13 protein-coding genes are annotated in these 16,121 nt (G+C 70.3%); 8 read left to right on the top strand and 5 right to left on the bottom strand.

Annotated elements, in window-relative coordinates:
- Nucleotides 1-186: 186 nt before the first annotated feature.
- The 5 genes from AB0D27_RS31620 to AB0D27_RS31600 all read left to right on the top strand — a co-directional run bounded on the left by AB0D27_RS31620 (nucleotide 187) and on the right by AB0D27_RS31600 (nucleotide 7,081).
- Nucleotides 187-1,779, top strand: coding sequence for an MFS transporter (locus AB0D27_RS31620; RefSeq protein ID WP_362515628.1), 1,593 nt, complete (start codon nucleotides 187-189; stop codon nucleotides 1,777-1,779).
- A 98-nt stretch (nucleotides 1,780-1,877) separates the two neighbouring features.
- On the top strand, nucleotides 1,878-2,498 hold the full coding sequence (locus AB0D27_RS31615) for a TetR/AcrR family transcriptional regulator (protein ID WP_362515626.1): 621 nt from the start codon (nucleotides 1,878-1,880) through the stop codon (nucleotides 2,496-2,498).
- A 202-nt stretch (nucleotides 2,499-2,700) separates the two neighbouring features.
- Nucleotides 2,701-3,738, top strand: a complete 1,038-nt coding sequence (locus AB0D27_RS31610; RefSeq protein ID WP_362515624.1) for an endonuclease/exonuclease/phosphatase family protein — start codon at nucleotides 2,701-2,703, stop codon at nucleotides 3,736-3,738.
- 84 nt (nucleotides 3,739-3,822) lie between these two features.
- Entirely contained in the window at nucleotides 3,823-5,046 is a 1,224-nt protein-coding gene (locus AB0D27_RS31605) for an MFS transporter (protein WP_362515622.1), read from the top strand.
- Nucleotides 5,047-5,326: 280 nt separating this feature from the next.
- On the top strand, nucleotides 5,327-7,081 hold the full coding sequence (locus AB0D27_RS31600) for an NAD+ synthase (RefSeq protein ID WP_362515620.1): 1,755 nt from the start codon (nucleotides 5,327-5,329) through the stop codon (nucleotides 7,079-7,081).
- Nucleotides 7,082-7,239: 158 nt separating this feature from the next.
- Here AB0D27_RS31600 and AB0D27_RS31595 read toward each other — a convergent pair whose 3' ends face one another.
- Nucleotides 7,240-9,141, bottom strand: a complete 1,902-nt coding sequence (locus tag AB0D27_RS31595; protein WP_362515619.1) for a S53 family peptidase — start codon at nucleotides 9,139-9,141, stop codon at nucleotides 7,240-7,242.
- Between the two features lie 343 nt (nucleotides 9,142-9,484).
- Between AB0D27_RS31595 and AB0D27_RS31590 the strand changes: the two genes are divergently transcribed.
- Nucleotides 9,485-9,976, top strand: coding sequence for a sigma-70 family RNA polymerase sigma factor (locus AB0D27_RS31590; protein ID WP_362515617.1), 492 nt, complete (start codon nucleotides 9,485-9,487; stop codon nucleotides 9,974-9,976).
- Nucleotides 9,973-10,611 (top strand): hypothetical protein, encoded by a 639-nt coding sequence (locus tag AB0D27_RS31585; protein WP_362515615.1) that lies wholly within the window; start codon nucleotides 9,973-9,975, stop codon nucleotides 10,609-10,611. The genes AB0D27_RS31590 and AB0D27_RS31585 overlap by 4 nt, the downstream gene beginning before the upstream one ends.
- A 35-nt stretch (nucleotides 10,612-10,646) precedes the next feature.
- Here AB0D27_RS31585 and AB0D27_RS31580 read toward each other — a convergent pair whose 3' ends face one another.
- Both AB0D27_RS31580 and AB0D27_RS31575 read right to left on the bottom strand, forming a co-directional pair.
- Entirely contained in the window at nucleotides 10,647-11,270 is a 624-nt protein-coding gene (locus AB0D27_RS31580; RefSeq protein WP_362515613.1) for a DUF305 domain-containing protein, read from the bottom strand.
- Nucleotides 11,267-11,932, bottom strand: coding sequence for a DUF3105 domain-containing protein (locus AB0D27_RS31575; protein WP_362515611.1), 666 nt, complete (start codon nucleotides 11,930-11,932; stop codon nucleotides 11,267-11,269). The genes AB0D27_RS31580 and AB0D27_RS31575 overlap by 4 nt, the downstream gene beginning before the upstream one ends.
- A gap of 296 nt (nucleotides 11,933-12,228) precedes the next feature.
- Here AB0D27_RS31575 and AB0D27_RS31570 point away from each other — a divergent pair, with 296 nt between their 5' ends.
- The gene (locus AB0D27_RS31570) at nucleotides 12,229-13,590 is read left to right on the top strand and encodes a glutamine synthetase family protein (RefSeq protein WP_362515610.1); all 1,362 of its coding nucleotides are present in this window, start codon (nucleotides 12,229-12,231) and stop codon (nucleotides 13,588-13,590) included.
- On the opposite strand, the gene AB0D27_RS31565 is transcribed toward AB0D27_RS31570, so the two are convergent.
- Nucleotides 13,587-14,606 (bottom strand): TolB-like translocation protein, encoded by a 1,020-nt coding sequence (locus AB0D27_RS31565; RefSeq protein ID WP_362515608.1) that lies wholly within the window; start codon nucleotides 14,604-14,606, stop codon nucleotides 13,587-13,589. The two genes, AB0D27_RS31570 and AB0D27_RS31565, sit on opposite strands and share 4 nt — an antisense overlap.
- Entirely contained in the window at nucleotides 14,603-16,027 is a 1,425-nt protein-coding gene (locus AB0D27_RS31560; RefSeq protein ID WP_362515607.1) for an MFS transporter, read from the bottom strand. The genes AB0D27_RS31565 and AB0D27_RS31560 overlap by 4 nt, the downstream gene beginning before the upstream one ends.
- Nucleotides 16,028-16,121: the final 94 nt, after the last annotated feature.

The following is a 16,121-nucleotide window of genomic DNA, read 5'->3' as shown; positions in this document are numbered from 1 at the left end:
CGTCCCCGGATCCCCTCCATGGTGGCACCTCGTGCCACGCTCGGCTAGACCGGGCCGCGGGCAACGTGCGTCTCCCCGCCGTGTGACCGGCGTTCTCGCCCCCGCGCCCAGGTCTCTTCGTAAGTTCTGCGTAAAGCCTTTCCGATACGAGACGGTACCGTATCGAATTTCGCTAGGGTGGCCGTCATGACGACTTCCGCTCCTCCTGTCGACCGAGGCGTGCCCGAGGCGGTGCACCGGCGCCGCTGGGCGATCCTCGGCGTGCTCATGCTCAGCCTGCTGATCGTGGTGCTCGACAACTCCATCCTGAACGTCGCGATCAAGACGATCTCGACCCCCGCGCCGACCGGACTCGGCGCCACCCAGGGCGAGCTGGAGTGGGCCATCAACGCCTACACGCTCGTCTTCGCCGGACTGCTCTTCACCGCGGGCCTCCTCGGCGACCGGCTCGGCCGCAAGAAGGTGCTGCTCGCCGGTCTCGCCGTGTTCGGCATCGGGTCCGCGCTGGCCGCCGAGTCCGGCTCGCCGGTCCAGCTCATCGTCTTCCGCGCGCTGATGGGCTTCGGCGCCGCCTTCGTGATGCCCGCCACGCTCGCCGTCCTGATGAACGTCTTCGAGCGCGACGAGCAGCCCAAGGCCATCGGCATCTGGGCCGGCGGCGTCGGCCTCGCCATCGCGATCGGCCCGATCACCGGCGGTGTCCTGCTCGACCACTTCTGGTGGGGCTCGGTCTTCCTGATCAACGTGCCGATCGTGCTGCTCGCGCTCGTCCTGATGTTCTGGCTGGTCCCCGACTCCCGCGACCCGAACCCCGGCCGCCTCGACCCGGTCGGCGTCGTCCTTTCCGTCATCGGGCTCGTCCTGCTCGTCTACGGCATCATCAAGGGCGGCCAGCTCGCCGACTTCACCGACCCGCAGGTACTGGCGACCATCGGCGCCGGACTCGCCGTACTCGTCGGCTTCGTCGTGTTCGAGAAGCGCAGCGACCACCCGTCCATCGACGTCACGTACTTCAAGAACAAGGTCTTCTCGGCCGCGATCTCCGCCATCGCGCTGGTCTTCTTCGCGCTGATGGGCGTGACCTTCTTCTCCGTCTTCTACACCCAGAGCGTGCGGGGTTACTCGCCGCTGCAGACCGGCCTGTTGATGCTGCCGCTCGCCGCCGCGCAGATCATCTTCGCGCCGCGCGCCCGGCTCGTCGTCGACCGCTTCGGCAACAGGGCCACCTGCACGGCGGGGCTGCTGATCATCGCCGCGATGCTGGCCGCGTTCGCCACGCTGGGGTCGGACACACCGATCTGGCTCCTCGAGGTCATCTTCTTCCTCATGGGCACCGGCATGGCGCACATCATGACCCCGACCAGTGTCGTGATAATGCAGGCCCTGCCGCGCGAGAAGGCCGGCTCCGCGTCCGCGCTCAGCAACACCTTCCGCCAGGTCGGCGGCGCCCTCGGCATCGCCGTCCTCGGCTCCGTCCTCTCCACGGCCTACCGCAACGGCATCGAGGGCAAGCTCGACCTCGTCCCGGCCGGCCTGCGGCACACCGCCGGCGAGTCCATCGAGGCCACCCTCGGCGTCGCCGCCAAGCTCGGCCCCCAGGGCAAGGCCCTCGTCGCCCCCGCCAATGACGCCTTCCTGCACGCCATGCACGTCACCGCCCTGTGCGGCGCGGGCGTCGCGGTCATCGGCGCGGTGATCGTGGCCCTGTTCCTGCCGGGCCGGACGCCCGAGGAGCACCGGGGCAAGGAGGAAGCGGAGTTGGTGTCGGCGGACCACTGACGGGGCGTTACGGGACCGTGGGCACCCGGCATCGGGTGCCCGCCATCGCCGTACACCAGGGAGAATCACCCAGCGCAACCAAGGAACGGAGTGGACACGTGAGCCTCGCGCACCGCCGGGTCAGGCACGAGGGCCCCGTCAGGGGACGCCCCCGAAGCGAGGCCGTGGAGCGCTCGATCATCGAGGGCGTGATGAAACTCCTGGAAGACGGCGTACCCCTCACGGAGGTCTCCATCGAGCGGGTCGCCCGCACCGCCGGCGTCGGCAAGGCGACCATCTACCGCCGCTGGAGCGGCAAGGAGGAACTCTTCGTCGACGTCCTGCGCGCCGCCGAGCCCGCCGACCCGGAACTCCCCGGCACCTCGATGCGCGACGACCTCGTCGTCCTCCTGGAGTCGCTGCGCCAACGCGGCCTGGTCACCCGCTCGTCGGCCATCCTGCACAACGTCTACGCCCAGATGAAGAGCAGCCCCAAGATCTGGGCCGCGTACCACGCGACCGTGATAGACCCCCGGCGCCGGATGGGGCACGAAGTCCTGCGCCGTGGGCAGCTGAACGGTGAGCTCCGCGAGGATGTCGACATCGAGTTGCTCAACGACATCTTCGTCGGCCCCATGCTCGTACGCTCCGTCATGCGCCCCGACGCCGAACTCGACGAGGACCTCGCGACGCGGATAGTCGACACGCTGCTGCAGGGATTGCAGCCGCCCAAGCCGTAGTTCACATACCGTCCGGGCGGCGCGAATGTGCGCGTTTCGTCACAGAGGCCGCATGGGACACCGCTATTCGGAACTCCGAACAGGAAGTTGTGCGTCCTCTTGCCCGTACGGCCGTCATGGGGCGGCAGGAACGACACCGATCATCCCCTAGGGTCGTAGCCGAGGGACAGACGGTGCGCACGGCAGGTTGTGAGGCGACGGTATGGCGCAGGCGTATATGATGGAGACGGGCAGCGGCGGCCAGGGGCCCGACCGCAGAGGGTCCCGGCTTCGGCGCCTGCTCGACAGCTGGCGCGGCGACCGAGGCATCTGGCGCCGCGGGCTGATCCTCGGCGCGTTCGCGGTGATGCTCGCCCTGGTGATGCTGCTGCACGCGCGGATCCCCAACCGGATCGGCAACCTCGGCAGCCTCACCGAGACCTTCCTGCCGTGGCTCGGCGTGTTCGTCCCGGTCCTGCTGGCCCTGGCCTTCGTACGGAAGTCCGCGACCGCCCTGATCGCCGTGCTGCTGCCCACGATCGTCTGGCTGAACCTCTTCGGCGGGCTGCTCACCGACAAGACCGGCGGCGGCGGCGACCTCACCGTCGCCACGCACAACGTCAACGCCGACAACCCGGACCCGTCCGGCACCGCCCGCGACGTGGCCGCCTCCGGCGCCGACGTACTGGCCCTGGAGGAGCTGACGGCCTCGGCGGTTCCGGTGTACGAGCAGGCGCTCGCCTCGACGTACAGGTACCACTCGGTGCAGGGCACCGTCGGACTGTGGAGCAAGTATCCGCTGAGCGACGCCCGGCCCGTGGACATCAAGCTGGGCTGGACGCGCGCGATGCGGGCGACGGTGACCGCGCCCGCCGGGCAGGTCGCCGTGTACGTCGCCCACCTGCCCTCGGTGCGGGTGAAGCTGGAGGCCGGGTTCACCGCACGGCAGCGCGACAAGAGCGCCGACGCGCTGGGCGAGGCGATCGCCGACGAGTCCCTGAAGAGGGTCGTGCTGCTCGGCGACCTCAACGGCACGATGAACGACCGCGCGCTCAACGCCGTCACCGCGCAGATGCGCTCCACGCAGGGCGCGGCGGGCAGCGGCTTCGGGTTCAGCTGGCCCGCGTCGTTCCCGATGGCCCGGATCGACCAGATCATGGTCAAGGGCATCGAGCCGGTGACCTCGTGGACCCTGCCCGAGACCGGCAGTGATCACCTCCCGATCGCAGCCAGCGTCCGGCTCGCCGCAACTGTTTCTTAACCTGCTGGAATACTGGGCCTGGGAGGCTTTGTTCCGTACTTGAACTTAAGATGTACGAACACCGCTCCCTTTGAAAGGCCCCTCATGCCCCTGGCCCTGCTCGCCCTCGCCGTGGGCGCCTTCGGCATCGGTACCACCGAGTTCGTGATGATGGGCCTGCTGCCCGATGTCGCGAAGGACCTGCACATCTCCATCCCCGCCGCCGGACACCTGGTCTCCGCGTACGCGCTCGGCGTCGTCATCGGCGCCCCGCTGCTCGCCGCGGCCACCGCCCGGATGTCCCGCCGCAAGGTCCTGATCGCCCTGATGGGTCTCTTCGTGGCGGGCAACGCGCTGTCCGCATTCGCCCCCGACTACCACTGGTTGCTGGCCGCCCGCTTCCTCAGCGGCCTGCCGCACGGCGCCTTCTTCGGCGTGGGCGCCGTCGTCGCCACCGGCCTGGTCACGCCCGAACGCAAGGCCCGCTCCGTCTCCCTGATGTTCCTCGGCCTCACGGTCGCGAACATCGCGGGTGTGCCGGTCGCCACGCTCATGGGGCAGCACCTCGGCTGGCGTGCCACGTTCCTCGGCGTGAGCGCGATCGGCGTGGCCGCCATCGCCTCGCTCGCGCTCCTGATCCCGCGTGATGGCGCGCACGCCCCCGCCGGCGGACTGCGCGGCGAGCTCGCCGCCCTTCGCTCCCTTCCCGTCTGGCTGGCCCTTGGGACAACGGTGGCGGGCTTCGGGGCACTCTTCTCCGCGTACAGCTACATCACGCCGATGCTCACGGACTCCGCCGGGTACGCCGATGGCAGCGTGACCTTGCTGCTGGCCCTCTTCGGGGTCGGCGCCACGGCGGGCAACCTGGTGGGGGGCCGGCTCGCCGACCACTCCCTGCGCGGGACGCTCTTCGGCGGGCTGGTGTCCCTGGTCGTGGTGCTGGCGCTCTTCCCCGTGCTCATGACCGCCCAGTGGGGCGCGGCCGTCGCGGTCACGCTCCTCGGCGTGGCCGCGTTCATCACCGGGTCTCCGCTGCAGCTGATGGTCATGGAGAAGGCCTCCGCCGCACCGTCGCTCGCGTCGTCCGCCAATCAGGCGGCGTTCAACCTCGCGAACGCGGGTGGGGCATGGATCGGGGGGCTCGCCCTGGCGGCCGGCTTCGGGGCGACGTCGCCGGCGGTTGCCGGGGCTGCGCTCGCCGTCCTCGGCCTCGGTGTGGCCGCAGTCGCATACGCGGTCGACCGCCGCCGTGCGGGCGCCCTCGCGGGGGCGTCGGGCCGGCTCGTCGCCACGCACGTTCCTCCGCACGCGGAGCACGTGCGCCACTGATGACGCCGGGGGCCGCCGAGGTTTCTCGCCCCCGCCGCCCCTACCCCCTTCCCCCGGGCGGGGGTTGGTTTCGGCCCGTCGTGGGGGTCCCCCCGCTCGAGCGAAGCCGAGAGTGGGGGAGTTTGAGGACGAGCGCGAAGCGCGATACCGGAGCCCCCAGGTACGGGACCGGCATGGGTGGCGGGGGCGAAGCTCGGCTGGTGCTCAGCGCCGCGTCGGGGCGGCCGTACGTGGGCTGGGCCACAGCCCATTGTGTCGCTCTGACGATTACACTGGGCCCGTGCCTCAACTACGCCTCGCCCTGAATCAGATCGACTCGACCGTCGGCGATCTCGCCGGCAACGCCGAGGCGATCGTCCGTTGGACCCGGCACTCCGCCGAGCAGGGAGCGCATCTGGTGGCGTTCCCCGAGATGGTGCTGACCGGGTATCCCGTCGAGGACCTCGCCCTGCGGCCGTCCTTCGTCGAGGCCTCCCGCGCGGCGCTCCGCTCGCTGGCCGCCCGGCTCGCCGACGAGGGTTTCGGGGAGCTGCCGGTGATCGTCGGGTATCTCGACCGGTCCGAGACCGCGCAGCCGAAGTACGGTCAGCCGGCCGGCTCCCCGCAGAACGCCGCCGCCGTACTGCACGGCGGCCGGGTGGCGCTGAGCTTCGCCAAGCACCACCTCCCCAACTACGGCGTGTTCGACGAGTTCCGCTACTTCGTGCCCGGCGACACCATGCCGGTCCTGCGGGTGCACGGCGTCGATGTCGCCCTCGCCATCTGCGAGGACCTCTGGCAGGACGGCGGGCGGGTACCGGCCGCGCGCTCCGCCGGGGCCGGGCTGCTGATCTCCGTCAACGCCTCCCCGTACGAGCGCAACAAGGACGACACCCGGCTCGAACTGGTCCGCAAGCGAGCTCAGGAGGCGGGCTGCACCACCGCCTACCTCGCCATGATCGGCGGGCAGGACGAGCTGGTCTTCGACGGGGACTCGATCGTCGTGGACCACAACGGTGAAGTGGTCGCGCGGGCGCCGCAGTTCGCGGAGGGATGCGTCGTACTGGACCTGGATCTTCCGGCCGGGGCCGCCGAGCCGGTGACAGGTGTCGTCGACGACGGGCTGCGCATCGAGCGGCTGGTCATCTCCGAGGAGCCCCTCGCCGGGTACGAGGCGGAGCTCGCCGGGGGGTACGCCGAGCGGCTCGACGACGACGAAGAGGTGTACTCGGCGCTGGTCGTCGGACTGCGGGCGTACGCGGCGAAGAACGGTTTCCGGTCCGTGCTGATCGGACTGTCGGGCGGGATCGACTCGGCCCTGGTGGCCGCCATCGCGTGCGACGCGCTCGGCGCGCAGAACGTGTATGGCGTCTCGATGCCGTCGAAGTACTCCTCCGAGCATTCCCGGGGCGACGCGGCGGAGTTGGCGCGGCGGACCGGGCTGAACTTCCGGACCGTGCCGATCGAGCCGATGTTCGACGCGTATATGTCGTCGCTGGGGCTGACGGGGCTGGCCGAGGAGAACCTCCAGTCCCGGCTGCGGGGTACGACGCTGATGGCCATCTCCAACCAGGAGGGGCACATCGTGCTCGCGCCCGGCAACAAGTCGGAGCTGGCCGTGGGGTACTCGACGCTGTACGGCGACTCGGTGGGCGCGTACGGGCCGATCAAGGACGTGTACAAGTCGTCCATCTTCCGGCTGGCGCGGTGGCGCAACCGGGCGGCGGCGGAGCGGGGGCAGGTGCCGCCGATTCCCGAGAACTCGATCAGCAAGCCGCCGAGCGCGGAGTTGCGGCCGGACCAGGTCGACACGGATTCCCTCCCGGACTATCCCGTCCTGGACGCGATTCTCGAGCGGTACGTCGACCGGGACGAGGGGGCCGACTCCATCGTCGCGGCCGGGTTCGACCGGGAGCTGGTCGTGAAGACGCTCCGCATGGTCGACACCGCCGAGTACAAGCGGCGCCAGTACCCGCCGGGCACCAAGATCTCCGCGAAGGGCTTCGGCAAGGACCGCCGCCTCCCCATCACCAACCGCTGGCGCGAACACGCCTGACGCCGGGGGTTTTCTCGCCCCCTGCGCCCCTACCCTCCCCCACTCTCGGCTTCGCTCGAGCGGGGGGACCCCCACGACGGGCTAGAAAGCGCCCGGACGCACGTACGCCCGCCCCCCCAGCCAACAGGGAGAGCGGGCGTACCCACCGAGATGATCCGTCAGTGGCGGCTGTACGACTCGACGTAACCCGCCGCGGGCGAGCCCACGCCGGTGACGTCGTCGTAGCCCTTCACGGCCTGCAGGGAGCTGTCCTTGCCGAGGCTGCGGACGGAGGTGGTGACACCGTCAGCCGCGTCGAAGCCGTTCGCGAAGTCGATACGGGCCACGGCGAGCCCGGACCCCGTGGGGTTGTCCGTGACGTCGTGGTACGCCTTCGAGCCGTACTTGGCGTAGATCGACGGGTTGGCGAAACCGATCGCCTTACCGCCGCGCGCCTCCTGCGCGAGCGCCTGGACGGCCGCGATCACCGGCGCGGCCAGCGAGGTGCCGCCGATCCGGTACTCGCTGTACTGCTCCGTCCCGTCCGGGAAGGTCTGCGTCTGCCCGACCTTGAAACCGGTGTTGGGGTCGGCGATCGCCGAGATGTCCGGGACGACCCGGTTACCTGCGGCGTTGTTCGCCTTGGCCAGCGTGTCCGGAACGACACCCTTCTGGTAGAAGGGCTCCGCCACGGTCTTGCTGGTGCCACCGCCCGCACCCGAGGTGAACGCTCCGGGGAAGTTGGTCCAGCTCTTGCCGTCGCTCGACAGCAGCGCCTTCTCGGTGCCCCAGCCGGTCTCCCACAGGTACTTGTCGCCCTTGCCGACAGCGAGGGAGGTACCGCCGACCGCCGTCACCCACGCCGAGTTGGCCGGGGTGTCGACCTGCTTCGTACCGGTGTTGGCGACCTCGTCGCCGTTGTCGCCGGAGGAGAAGTAGAAGCCGATGCCCTCGACCGCGCCGAACTGGAAGACCTGGTCGTAGGCGGCCGCGAGGTCGGGCGTCTGGTTGGCCTCGATGTCGCCCCACGAGTTGGAGACGATGTCGGCCAGGTGCCCGTCGACGATCTTGTTCAGCGAGTCGAGCAGATCGTCGTCGTAGCAGGAGGCGGCACCCACGTAGGTGATGCTCGCGTCCGGCGCGACCGCGTGCACGGCCTCGACGTCGAGGGTCTCCTCGCCGTACCAGCCGGCGGCCCCGCACTCGGTGGTCTTCGTGTAGTTCTTCGGCAGCACCTGACGCAGCTGGCTGCTGCCGTAGGCCGCGTCACCGTGCTTCGCCGCGTAGGTGGCGGCGTCGTAGGCGATGGTCGGCGAGGCGTACGCGTCGGTGATGGCGACCCGTACGTTCTTGCCGGTGCGCGTGCCCGCGCCGTACGCGGCGCGCAGCTGCTTGCCGGTGTACCCCTTGACCGCGTACGGGATCTTCGAGCCGTACGCGTCCGGCAGGGTGCTCGCGATGTCAGAGCCGTAGTACGAGGAGAACGGCCCGGAGTTCTTGAACACCGCGTCCGGAGGCGGCAGTTGCTCGGCGTGCGTCGCCTTGTGCGGGGCGTTGTCCAGACCGGTGACGGTCAGGACGGCGCCGTTCAGGGCGGCCGGCGCGGAGGCCGTCTTCGCCGGCGCCCGGTACGTCTTGTTGCCCTTGACGTAGTTGTGCAGCTGGGTGCCGAACGCCTTCTCGGCGGCGGCCACGTCACCGGTGACGGAGACGTAGTGCTGCGTGCTGCCGGTGACCTTCAGGCCCGCCGACTTCAGCCACGAGGTCACCGCCGCGACCTGGGCCTTCGTGGCGCCGAAGCGATTCTGCGTCTGCTTGGCGCTCAGGTACTTGCCGTACGAGGCCGAGTCCGGGTCGGACACGGCCTTGGCGTACGCGGCCAGACCGGTGGCGTCCCGGCCGGCGAAGTAGACCCGGGCCGAGACCTGGGAGCTGTCGGACGTCGCTCCCTTGTCCGCCTTGGCCGTGGCCCACGCGGGCTTGGTGCCCACGAGGGTGTCCCGGCTCGGGCCGTCCGCGGCATGGGCCGCGGGTATGCCGAGCGCCAGCGCGCCGGCAAGCAGCGGCAGTGTCGCTGCCATGCTCACCCCGGCGCGCGCTGTGGCGCGATTGGATCTCATAGAACCCCCTGCGATGCGGTTCGTCGCATGTAGTGGTCGTTCGGTGAACCGCGTAGGTCTCCGCGCCGTACCAGGGCACGGGGAATGGATCACACGATGGGGGCCACTCTTTCGATGACTCGTTCATGCCAGGGGAATGAAAAGGCCAAGGAAACGCCAAGTGGCCGCGATTGGCGGTCATTTGGGGTGGTTTGGACGGCACCCTTGCCTACAATCGAGGGTTTTCCCTCTCCTCCGGATCGGACTCTGTAAAGAGGGCCCCGTCTTCTGTAAGCGCATCGAGACCCCGTGGCGTATTGGGGGTGTGAAGCAGCTGGAGTTCGAAGAGTTCTACCGCGGTGGCCGGGACGTCTGCCTGCGGGCGGTCCTCGCCGCGGTGGCCGACCGGCAGCTGGCCGAGGATCTCGTCGCCGAGGCGTTCGCCCGGGCCTGGGCGGCCTGGCCCCGGGTGCGGCGGCATCCCGCCCCGCGCGCGTGGATCGTCCGTACGGCGCTCAACACCCGTATCTCGTGGTGGCGTCGGCGCCGGTACGAGGTCGCGCTCGGCGACCACGACCGTCAGGACGCCGAGGCCGCCGCGTCGGATCTCGACCCCGCGCTGTTGGCCGTCCTGCGTCAACTGCCCCTGCGTCAGCGGGAAGTGATCGCCCTGCGGGTCTTCCTCGACCTCGACACCGCCTCCACCGCGAAGACGCTCGGGATCGCCCCGGGAACCGTCACCGCTCATCTCGCGCGCGCCGTCGGGACACTGCGCGGCCACCTCGTCACCCTCGACCGACCGGAGGCAGGATCATGAACGGAATCGACGACGACAGGGACGTACTGGACGCTCTGAGGGGATCCCTCGACGACGTCACCATGCCGGTGCCCGTCGAGCGGATCGTGGCCGAGGGCAGCGCGGTCCGACGGCGGCGCAGGCGAGTCGCCGTGGCGGCCGTGGGCGCCGCGGCGGCCGCGGGCCTCGCGCTCGGCGTGCCGGGATACGGCCACCAGTCGACGGCGCCGCCGGCGGGCGGGAGTGCCGAGCCCGTCGCGTTCACCGTCGCCAAACGGCCGGACGGCACGGTCGCGGTGACCTGGACCAAGGAGCAGTACTTCAAGGATCCCGCGGGGCTGGAGAAGGCCCTGCGCGACGCCGGGTTCCCCGTCCTCGTGAAGAGCGGAGTCTTCTGCAAGGGGCCGGACGACCACACCTCGGTGGACAAGCACGGGACAGGGGTCGGGGTCGAACAAGTCGTGCAGCGGGAGAGGCGGGACGACGACACCGTGGTCTTCGTCTACGACCCCGACGCCATGCCCGCCCATACACAGCTCTTCATCGGCTACCTGGACCAGGCCCAACTCGCCGTCACCGACGGCCGCCCGGGTTCCGTGGAACGCCTGGTGCCGACCGATGCCACGCTGAAGTGCGGGACGGACTGGCGGAGTTGACGATCGGGCGGGGGGACCCGTCCCCCCGTCCTGAGCTAGTGGCGCACCTTCGCGCCCCGCTCCTCGAGCATGTCGGCCATCAGCTTGATCTCCGACTGCTGGGCGTCGACCATGCCCTGCGCGAGCTTCTTCTCCACGCCGACCTCGCACTTCTCCACGCAGCCCTCGGCCATGTGAATGCCGCCCTTGTGGTGGTCGGTCATCAACTGCAGATAGAAGACCTCGGCCTGCTTGCCGCTCAGCGTGTTCAGCTTCTTCATCTCGGTGTTGGTCGCCATGCCGGGCATCAGCGAGCCGTCCTCGGCGGAGGCCATGTCACCCATGCCCATCCAGGTCATCGGCGCGTCCGAGGAGACCTTCGGCAGCTCCCAGAGGTCGAGCCAGCCCAGCAGCATGCCGCGCTGGTTGGCCTGCGTCTGCGCGATGTCGTACGCGAGCCGCCGTACGTCCACGTCCTTGGTGCGGTCGCGCACGATGTACGACATCTCGACGGCCTGCTGGTGGTGGACCGCCATGTCGCGCGCGAAGCCCGCGTCCGCGGAGTCGGCGGCCGGCGCCTTCGTCCCGGAGCCGTCGCCGTCCGCGACCGCGTACGTGATCGCCCCGGCCGCGACGAGCGCGGCCGCCGCGGCCCCCGCGATCCAGCCGACGTGCCTCACTGGGACAGACCGTTGGTGCACGCGGCGCCCGGCTCGGGCGTCTGCTTGCCCTGGACGTACGCCGCGAAGAACTTGTCGACGTTCGGGTCGGTCGCGCTCGTCACCGTGCGCTGCTTGCCCCAGGCGCTGAGCATGATCGGGTCCTTCTGGTCCTCGACGGGGCTCATCAGCGTGTACGGGGTCTTCTTGACCTTCGCCGCGAGAGCCTTCACATCGGCGTCGGAGGCCTTGCTGTTGTACGTCACCCAGACCGCGCCGTGCTCCAGGGAGTGCACGGCGTTCATGTTGTTGAGCGCCTTGGTGTAGACGTCGCCGTTGCAGTTCATCCACACCTGGTTGTGGTCACCGCCGACCGGGGGCTCCATCGGGTACGTCACGGTCTTGGTGACGTGGTTGCGCGACAGCGTGCCCTTCCAGGTCTTCACGCCGTCCGTGCCCGTGACGAAGTGCCCCGACGACGACTTCGAGTCGCTCGCGGTGTCCTTCTTGTCGGACTGCGCCTTCACGAGGACGACGCCGCCGACGACGAGACCTGCGACGACGACCACGCTCGCGGCGATCGTGAGTATCCGGTTGCGACGCTCGCGGGACTGCTCGGCGCGGCGCATCTCCTCTATGCGCGCCTTGCGCGAGGCGTTGCTGGTGTTCTTGGCGGAACCCATGGCGTGTCCTTATGGGGATGGGACGGTCGGGTCCGCTGATGGTAGTGGGAACGGGGGCGGGGTATACGGGCGGGGCACAGGAAAACCCGGCCATTACACATGGGCGGCCGAGCAGGCAAGATGGGCTCCAGAGCAGGACACCTGCCGTACGCGAGGCGTTCAGGCCGAGGTCGCTCGGCGGATCAAGGTCCGCAACGCGCACGAAATGGTGTTGTGGTGGGATGCTCAGGTGCCCCGATCGTCCCCGAGGCGTGGGAGCAGGCGGCCTGACCAGCAAGGATGGGTGGAAGCGGAAGATGGACAAGCAGCAGGAGTTCGTGCTCCGGACACTGGAGGAGCGGGACATCCGGTTCGTACGCCTGTGGTTCACGGACGTGCTCGGCTTCCTCAAGTCGGTGGCCGTGGCCCCGGCCGAACTGGAACAGGCCTTCGACGAGGGCATCGGCTTCGACGGCTCGGCCATCGAGGGCTTCGCCCGCGTGTACGAGTCCGACATGATCGCCAAGCCGGATCCGTCGACGTTCCAGGTCCTTCCCTGGCGCGCGGAGGCCCCCGGCACCGCCCGGATGTTCTGCGACATCCTGATGCCGGACGGCTCCCCGTCCTTCGCGGACCCGCGCTATGTCCTCAAGCGCACCCTCACGAGGACCTCCGACCTGGGCTTCACCTTCTACACCCACCCCGAGATCGAGTTCTTCCTGCTGAAGGACCGCCCGCTGGACGGCACGCGTCCCACCCCCGCCGACAACTCCGGCTACTTCGACCACACCCCGCAGAACGTCGGCATGGACTTCCGCCGCCAGGCGATCACCATGCTGGAGTCGATGGGCATCTCGGTCGAGTTCTCCCACCACGAGGGCGCCCCCGGCCAGCAGGAGATCGACCTGCGCTACGCCGACGCCCTCTCCACGGCGGACAACATCATGACGTTCCGCCTGGTCATGAAGCAGGTGGCGCTGGAGCAGGGCGTCCAGGCGACCTTCATGCCGAAGCCGTTCTCCGAGCACCCGGGCTCGGGCATGCACACCCACCTCTCGCTCTTCGAGGGCGACCGCAACGCCTTCTACGAGTCCGGCTCGGAGTACCAGCTCTCCAAGGTCGGCCGCTCCTTCATCGCGGGCCTGCTGAAGCACGCGGCGGAGATCTCGGCCGTCACCAACCAGTGGGTCAACTCCTACAAGCGCATCTGGGGCGGCTCGGAGCGCACGGCGGGCGCCGGCGGCGAGGCCCCCTCCTACATCTGCTGGGGCCACAACAACCGCTCCGCCCTGGTCCGCGTCCCGATGTACAAGCCCGGCAAGACCGGCTCGGCGCGCGTCGAGGTCCGCTCCATCGACTCGGGCGCGAACCCGTACCTGGCCTACGCCCTTCTCCTCGCCGCCGGCCTGAAGGGCATCGAAGAGGGTTACGAGCTCCCGCCCGGCGCAGACGACGACGTCTGGGCCCTCTCCGACGCCGAACGCCGCGCCATGGGCATCGAGCCCCTCCCCCAGAACCTGGGCGAGGCCCTGGCCCTCATGCAGCGCAGCGAACTCGTCGCCGAGACCCTGGGCGAGCACGTCTTCGACTTCTTCCTGCGCAACAAGAAGTCGGAGTGGGAGGAGTACCGCAGCGAGGTCACCGCCTTCGAGCTGCGGAAGAACCTGCCGGTGCTCTAACCGACGTAGGCGGGAGAGACAGCCGCGGTGCTGATGCGCCGCGGCTTTCCCGTGCCGTCGGACGGGAGGGTGTAGAGGTCGGCTCCGTAGTCGCCGGGGAGGGCGTAGACCAGGGTGTGGTCGTCGCGCCAGACCGCCTGGTCGTCGACGCTGCGCCCTTCCGCGAGCGGGGTTTCGCGCATCGTGCGCAGGTCGAGGACGTACAGGTGCCAGGGGGCGTCCTTGGGGAGGCCCTTGACGCGCTTCTTGAAGGCGATGCGGCTGCCGTCGGGGGAGAGGGAGGGGCATTCGACGTTCGTGCGGAGGGTGGTGACCGTGCGGGTGCGCAGATCGCCGCGGACCAGGTAGGTCGTGCCCTTCGTCGCCATCGTCGCGTAGAAGGTGCGGTCGTCGCTCGCGAAGGTGACGCCCCAGAAGTTCAGGTCCGCCGCGTGGTACGTCCTGCCGTCCTTCATCACGCGGTACGCCTCCAGGGACGGGGTCAGTCTCCCCGTTCGGGTGTCCACGATCGCCGCGCGGGTCGAGAAGTTCGTACCGGCGTACGAGTCGCCGCCCACGAACGCCGTCCAGGCGGCGTAGCGGCCGCTGGGGGAGACGCGGGCGCGGGACGGGATGCCGGGAACGTCGTAGCGGGCCCGTTCGTGCAGGTGCGTGTCGAGGATGACCGCCCGGTACGTGTCCTGGACCGCCCCGTGCACCGCCTGGAGGCACACTCCGGTGCCCGAAGCCGCATAGAAGCGCAGGCACTTGACCTTGGACGCCGTACGCGGGCCCGACGGGTCGGACGCCGGGACCGTGGTCAGCTCGTCGCGGTGCGGGCCCCATGCCATGTTGCGGAAGATCATGCGGCCCTCGTCGGCCAGGGTGACCCGGCCCGACGTCACGGAAGGGCCGCCCGGCTGGGCCCGGTCACGGCGGTCGGCGCGGGCCGAGGCGTGCAGGACGGCGGCCGTTGCGATGCCCGCCAGGACGACGAGGGCGCAGATCAGTACCAGGACGCGGGTCCGCAGGGTCATGCGAGGCCTTCTCGAGGGGTCGGGCGGAGACTGAGCGAGAACAGCGCGCAGCCGGCGAGCGCCACGGCCGACGCGGTGAGCGCCGTACGGTCGCCCCACGCCGTCCAGGCCGCGCCGAAACCGAGCGAGCAGACGAACCGGGCGAGCGACTGACCCGTCTGGACGAGCGCGAGACCGGACGAGCGCAGCTCCTCGGGCACGCTGTCCGACGCCGCGGCCATCAGCACGCCGTCGGTCGCCGCGTAGAAACTGCCGTGCAGGACCAGGACGGCGTACGGCAGTGCCGTCCCGTGCCAGGAGGTCAGCAGCAGCCCGTACGCGAGGAGCAGGGCCCCGTGGCCCGCGAGGAAGATGCGCCAGCGTCCGATCCGGTCCGCGAGCCGCCCGAGGGGGACGGCCAGGAGCAGGAACGCGGCGGCCGTACCGAGCGGCAGCAGCGGGAACCAGCGGTCCGGTACGCCGAGGCGCCGCTGGAGCAGGAGGTAGACGAACGAGTCGCTGACCGTGGCGAGGCCGAGGAGCAGGGCGCAGAGGGTGAGGCGACGGAGGTCGGGGCGGTGCAGGAGAGCGAGGGCGGCGCGGAGGGTAGGGCGGGCGCCGGCGTCCCCGGAAGACGATGGGACTCCGCCCGTGGCGGGCTTCGCGTCGTCTGTGGGGGCCCCGGCCGCGTGGGCCGTGGCGGGCTTCGCGTCTCCTGCGGGGGCGTCGGCAGCGTCGGCCGTGGCGGCCTTCGCGTCTCCTGCGGAGGCCCCGACCGCGTGGGCCGTAGCGGGCTTCGCGTCTCCTGCGGGGGCCACGGCCGCGTGGGCCGTGGCGGCCTCCGCGTCGTCGCCCGCGGGCGCCCCGACCGCGCGCTTCGTGCCCGCCCCCCGGCCGCCCCCCGGCACAAACAGCACCAGCACCAGCACCCCCACCGCCGCCACGCAGAAGCTCACCATGAACACCGCGTCGTAGCCGTCGACCGTGGCTCGCAGGAGGAGGAAGGCCACGAGGGGGCCGAGGAGGGCGCCCGCTGTGTCCATCGCGCGGTGGACGCCGAAGGCGCGGCCGCGTGACGTGGGCGTGCTCGACAGGGAGATCAGCGCGTCGCGCGGGGCGGTGCGCAGGCCCTTGCCGGTGCGGTCGGCGGCCAGGATCAGGCCGATGGGGGTGAGGGTGTGGGCGACCAGCAGGAGGGGTTTGCAGACCGCCGAGAGGGCGTACCCGGCGCCCGCCACCCACTTGTGGCGGCCCCCGCCGCGGTCGGCGAGGTGGCCGCCGACCAGCCGTACCAGCGCCGAGAACCCGTTGTAGATCCCGTCGAGGAGGCCGAAGCCCAGCGGGGACAGGCCGAGGCCCGCCACCAGGTACAGGGGCAGCACGGCCGTGACCATCTCCGACGAGACGTCGGTGATCAGACTGACCGTGCCGAGCGCCAGCACCGTGGGCGCGACCGCGGCACGGCGCCTCGCACGCCGGGGCGGACCTTCGTGTCAGGCCGAAGCCGGCGGCCGTCACGACGCGGTCCAGCTGAAC

This window comes from Streptomyces sp. NPDC048415, assembly GCF_040651675.1.
Classification (GTDB): Bacteria; Actinomycetota; Actinomycetes; order Streptomycetales; family Streptomycetaceae; genus Streptomyces.
Note: the sequence above shows the minus strand (reverse complement) of the source record. Positions and strands in the feature narration are given on the sequence as shown.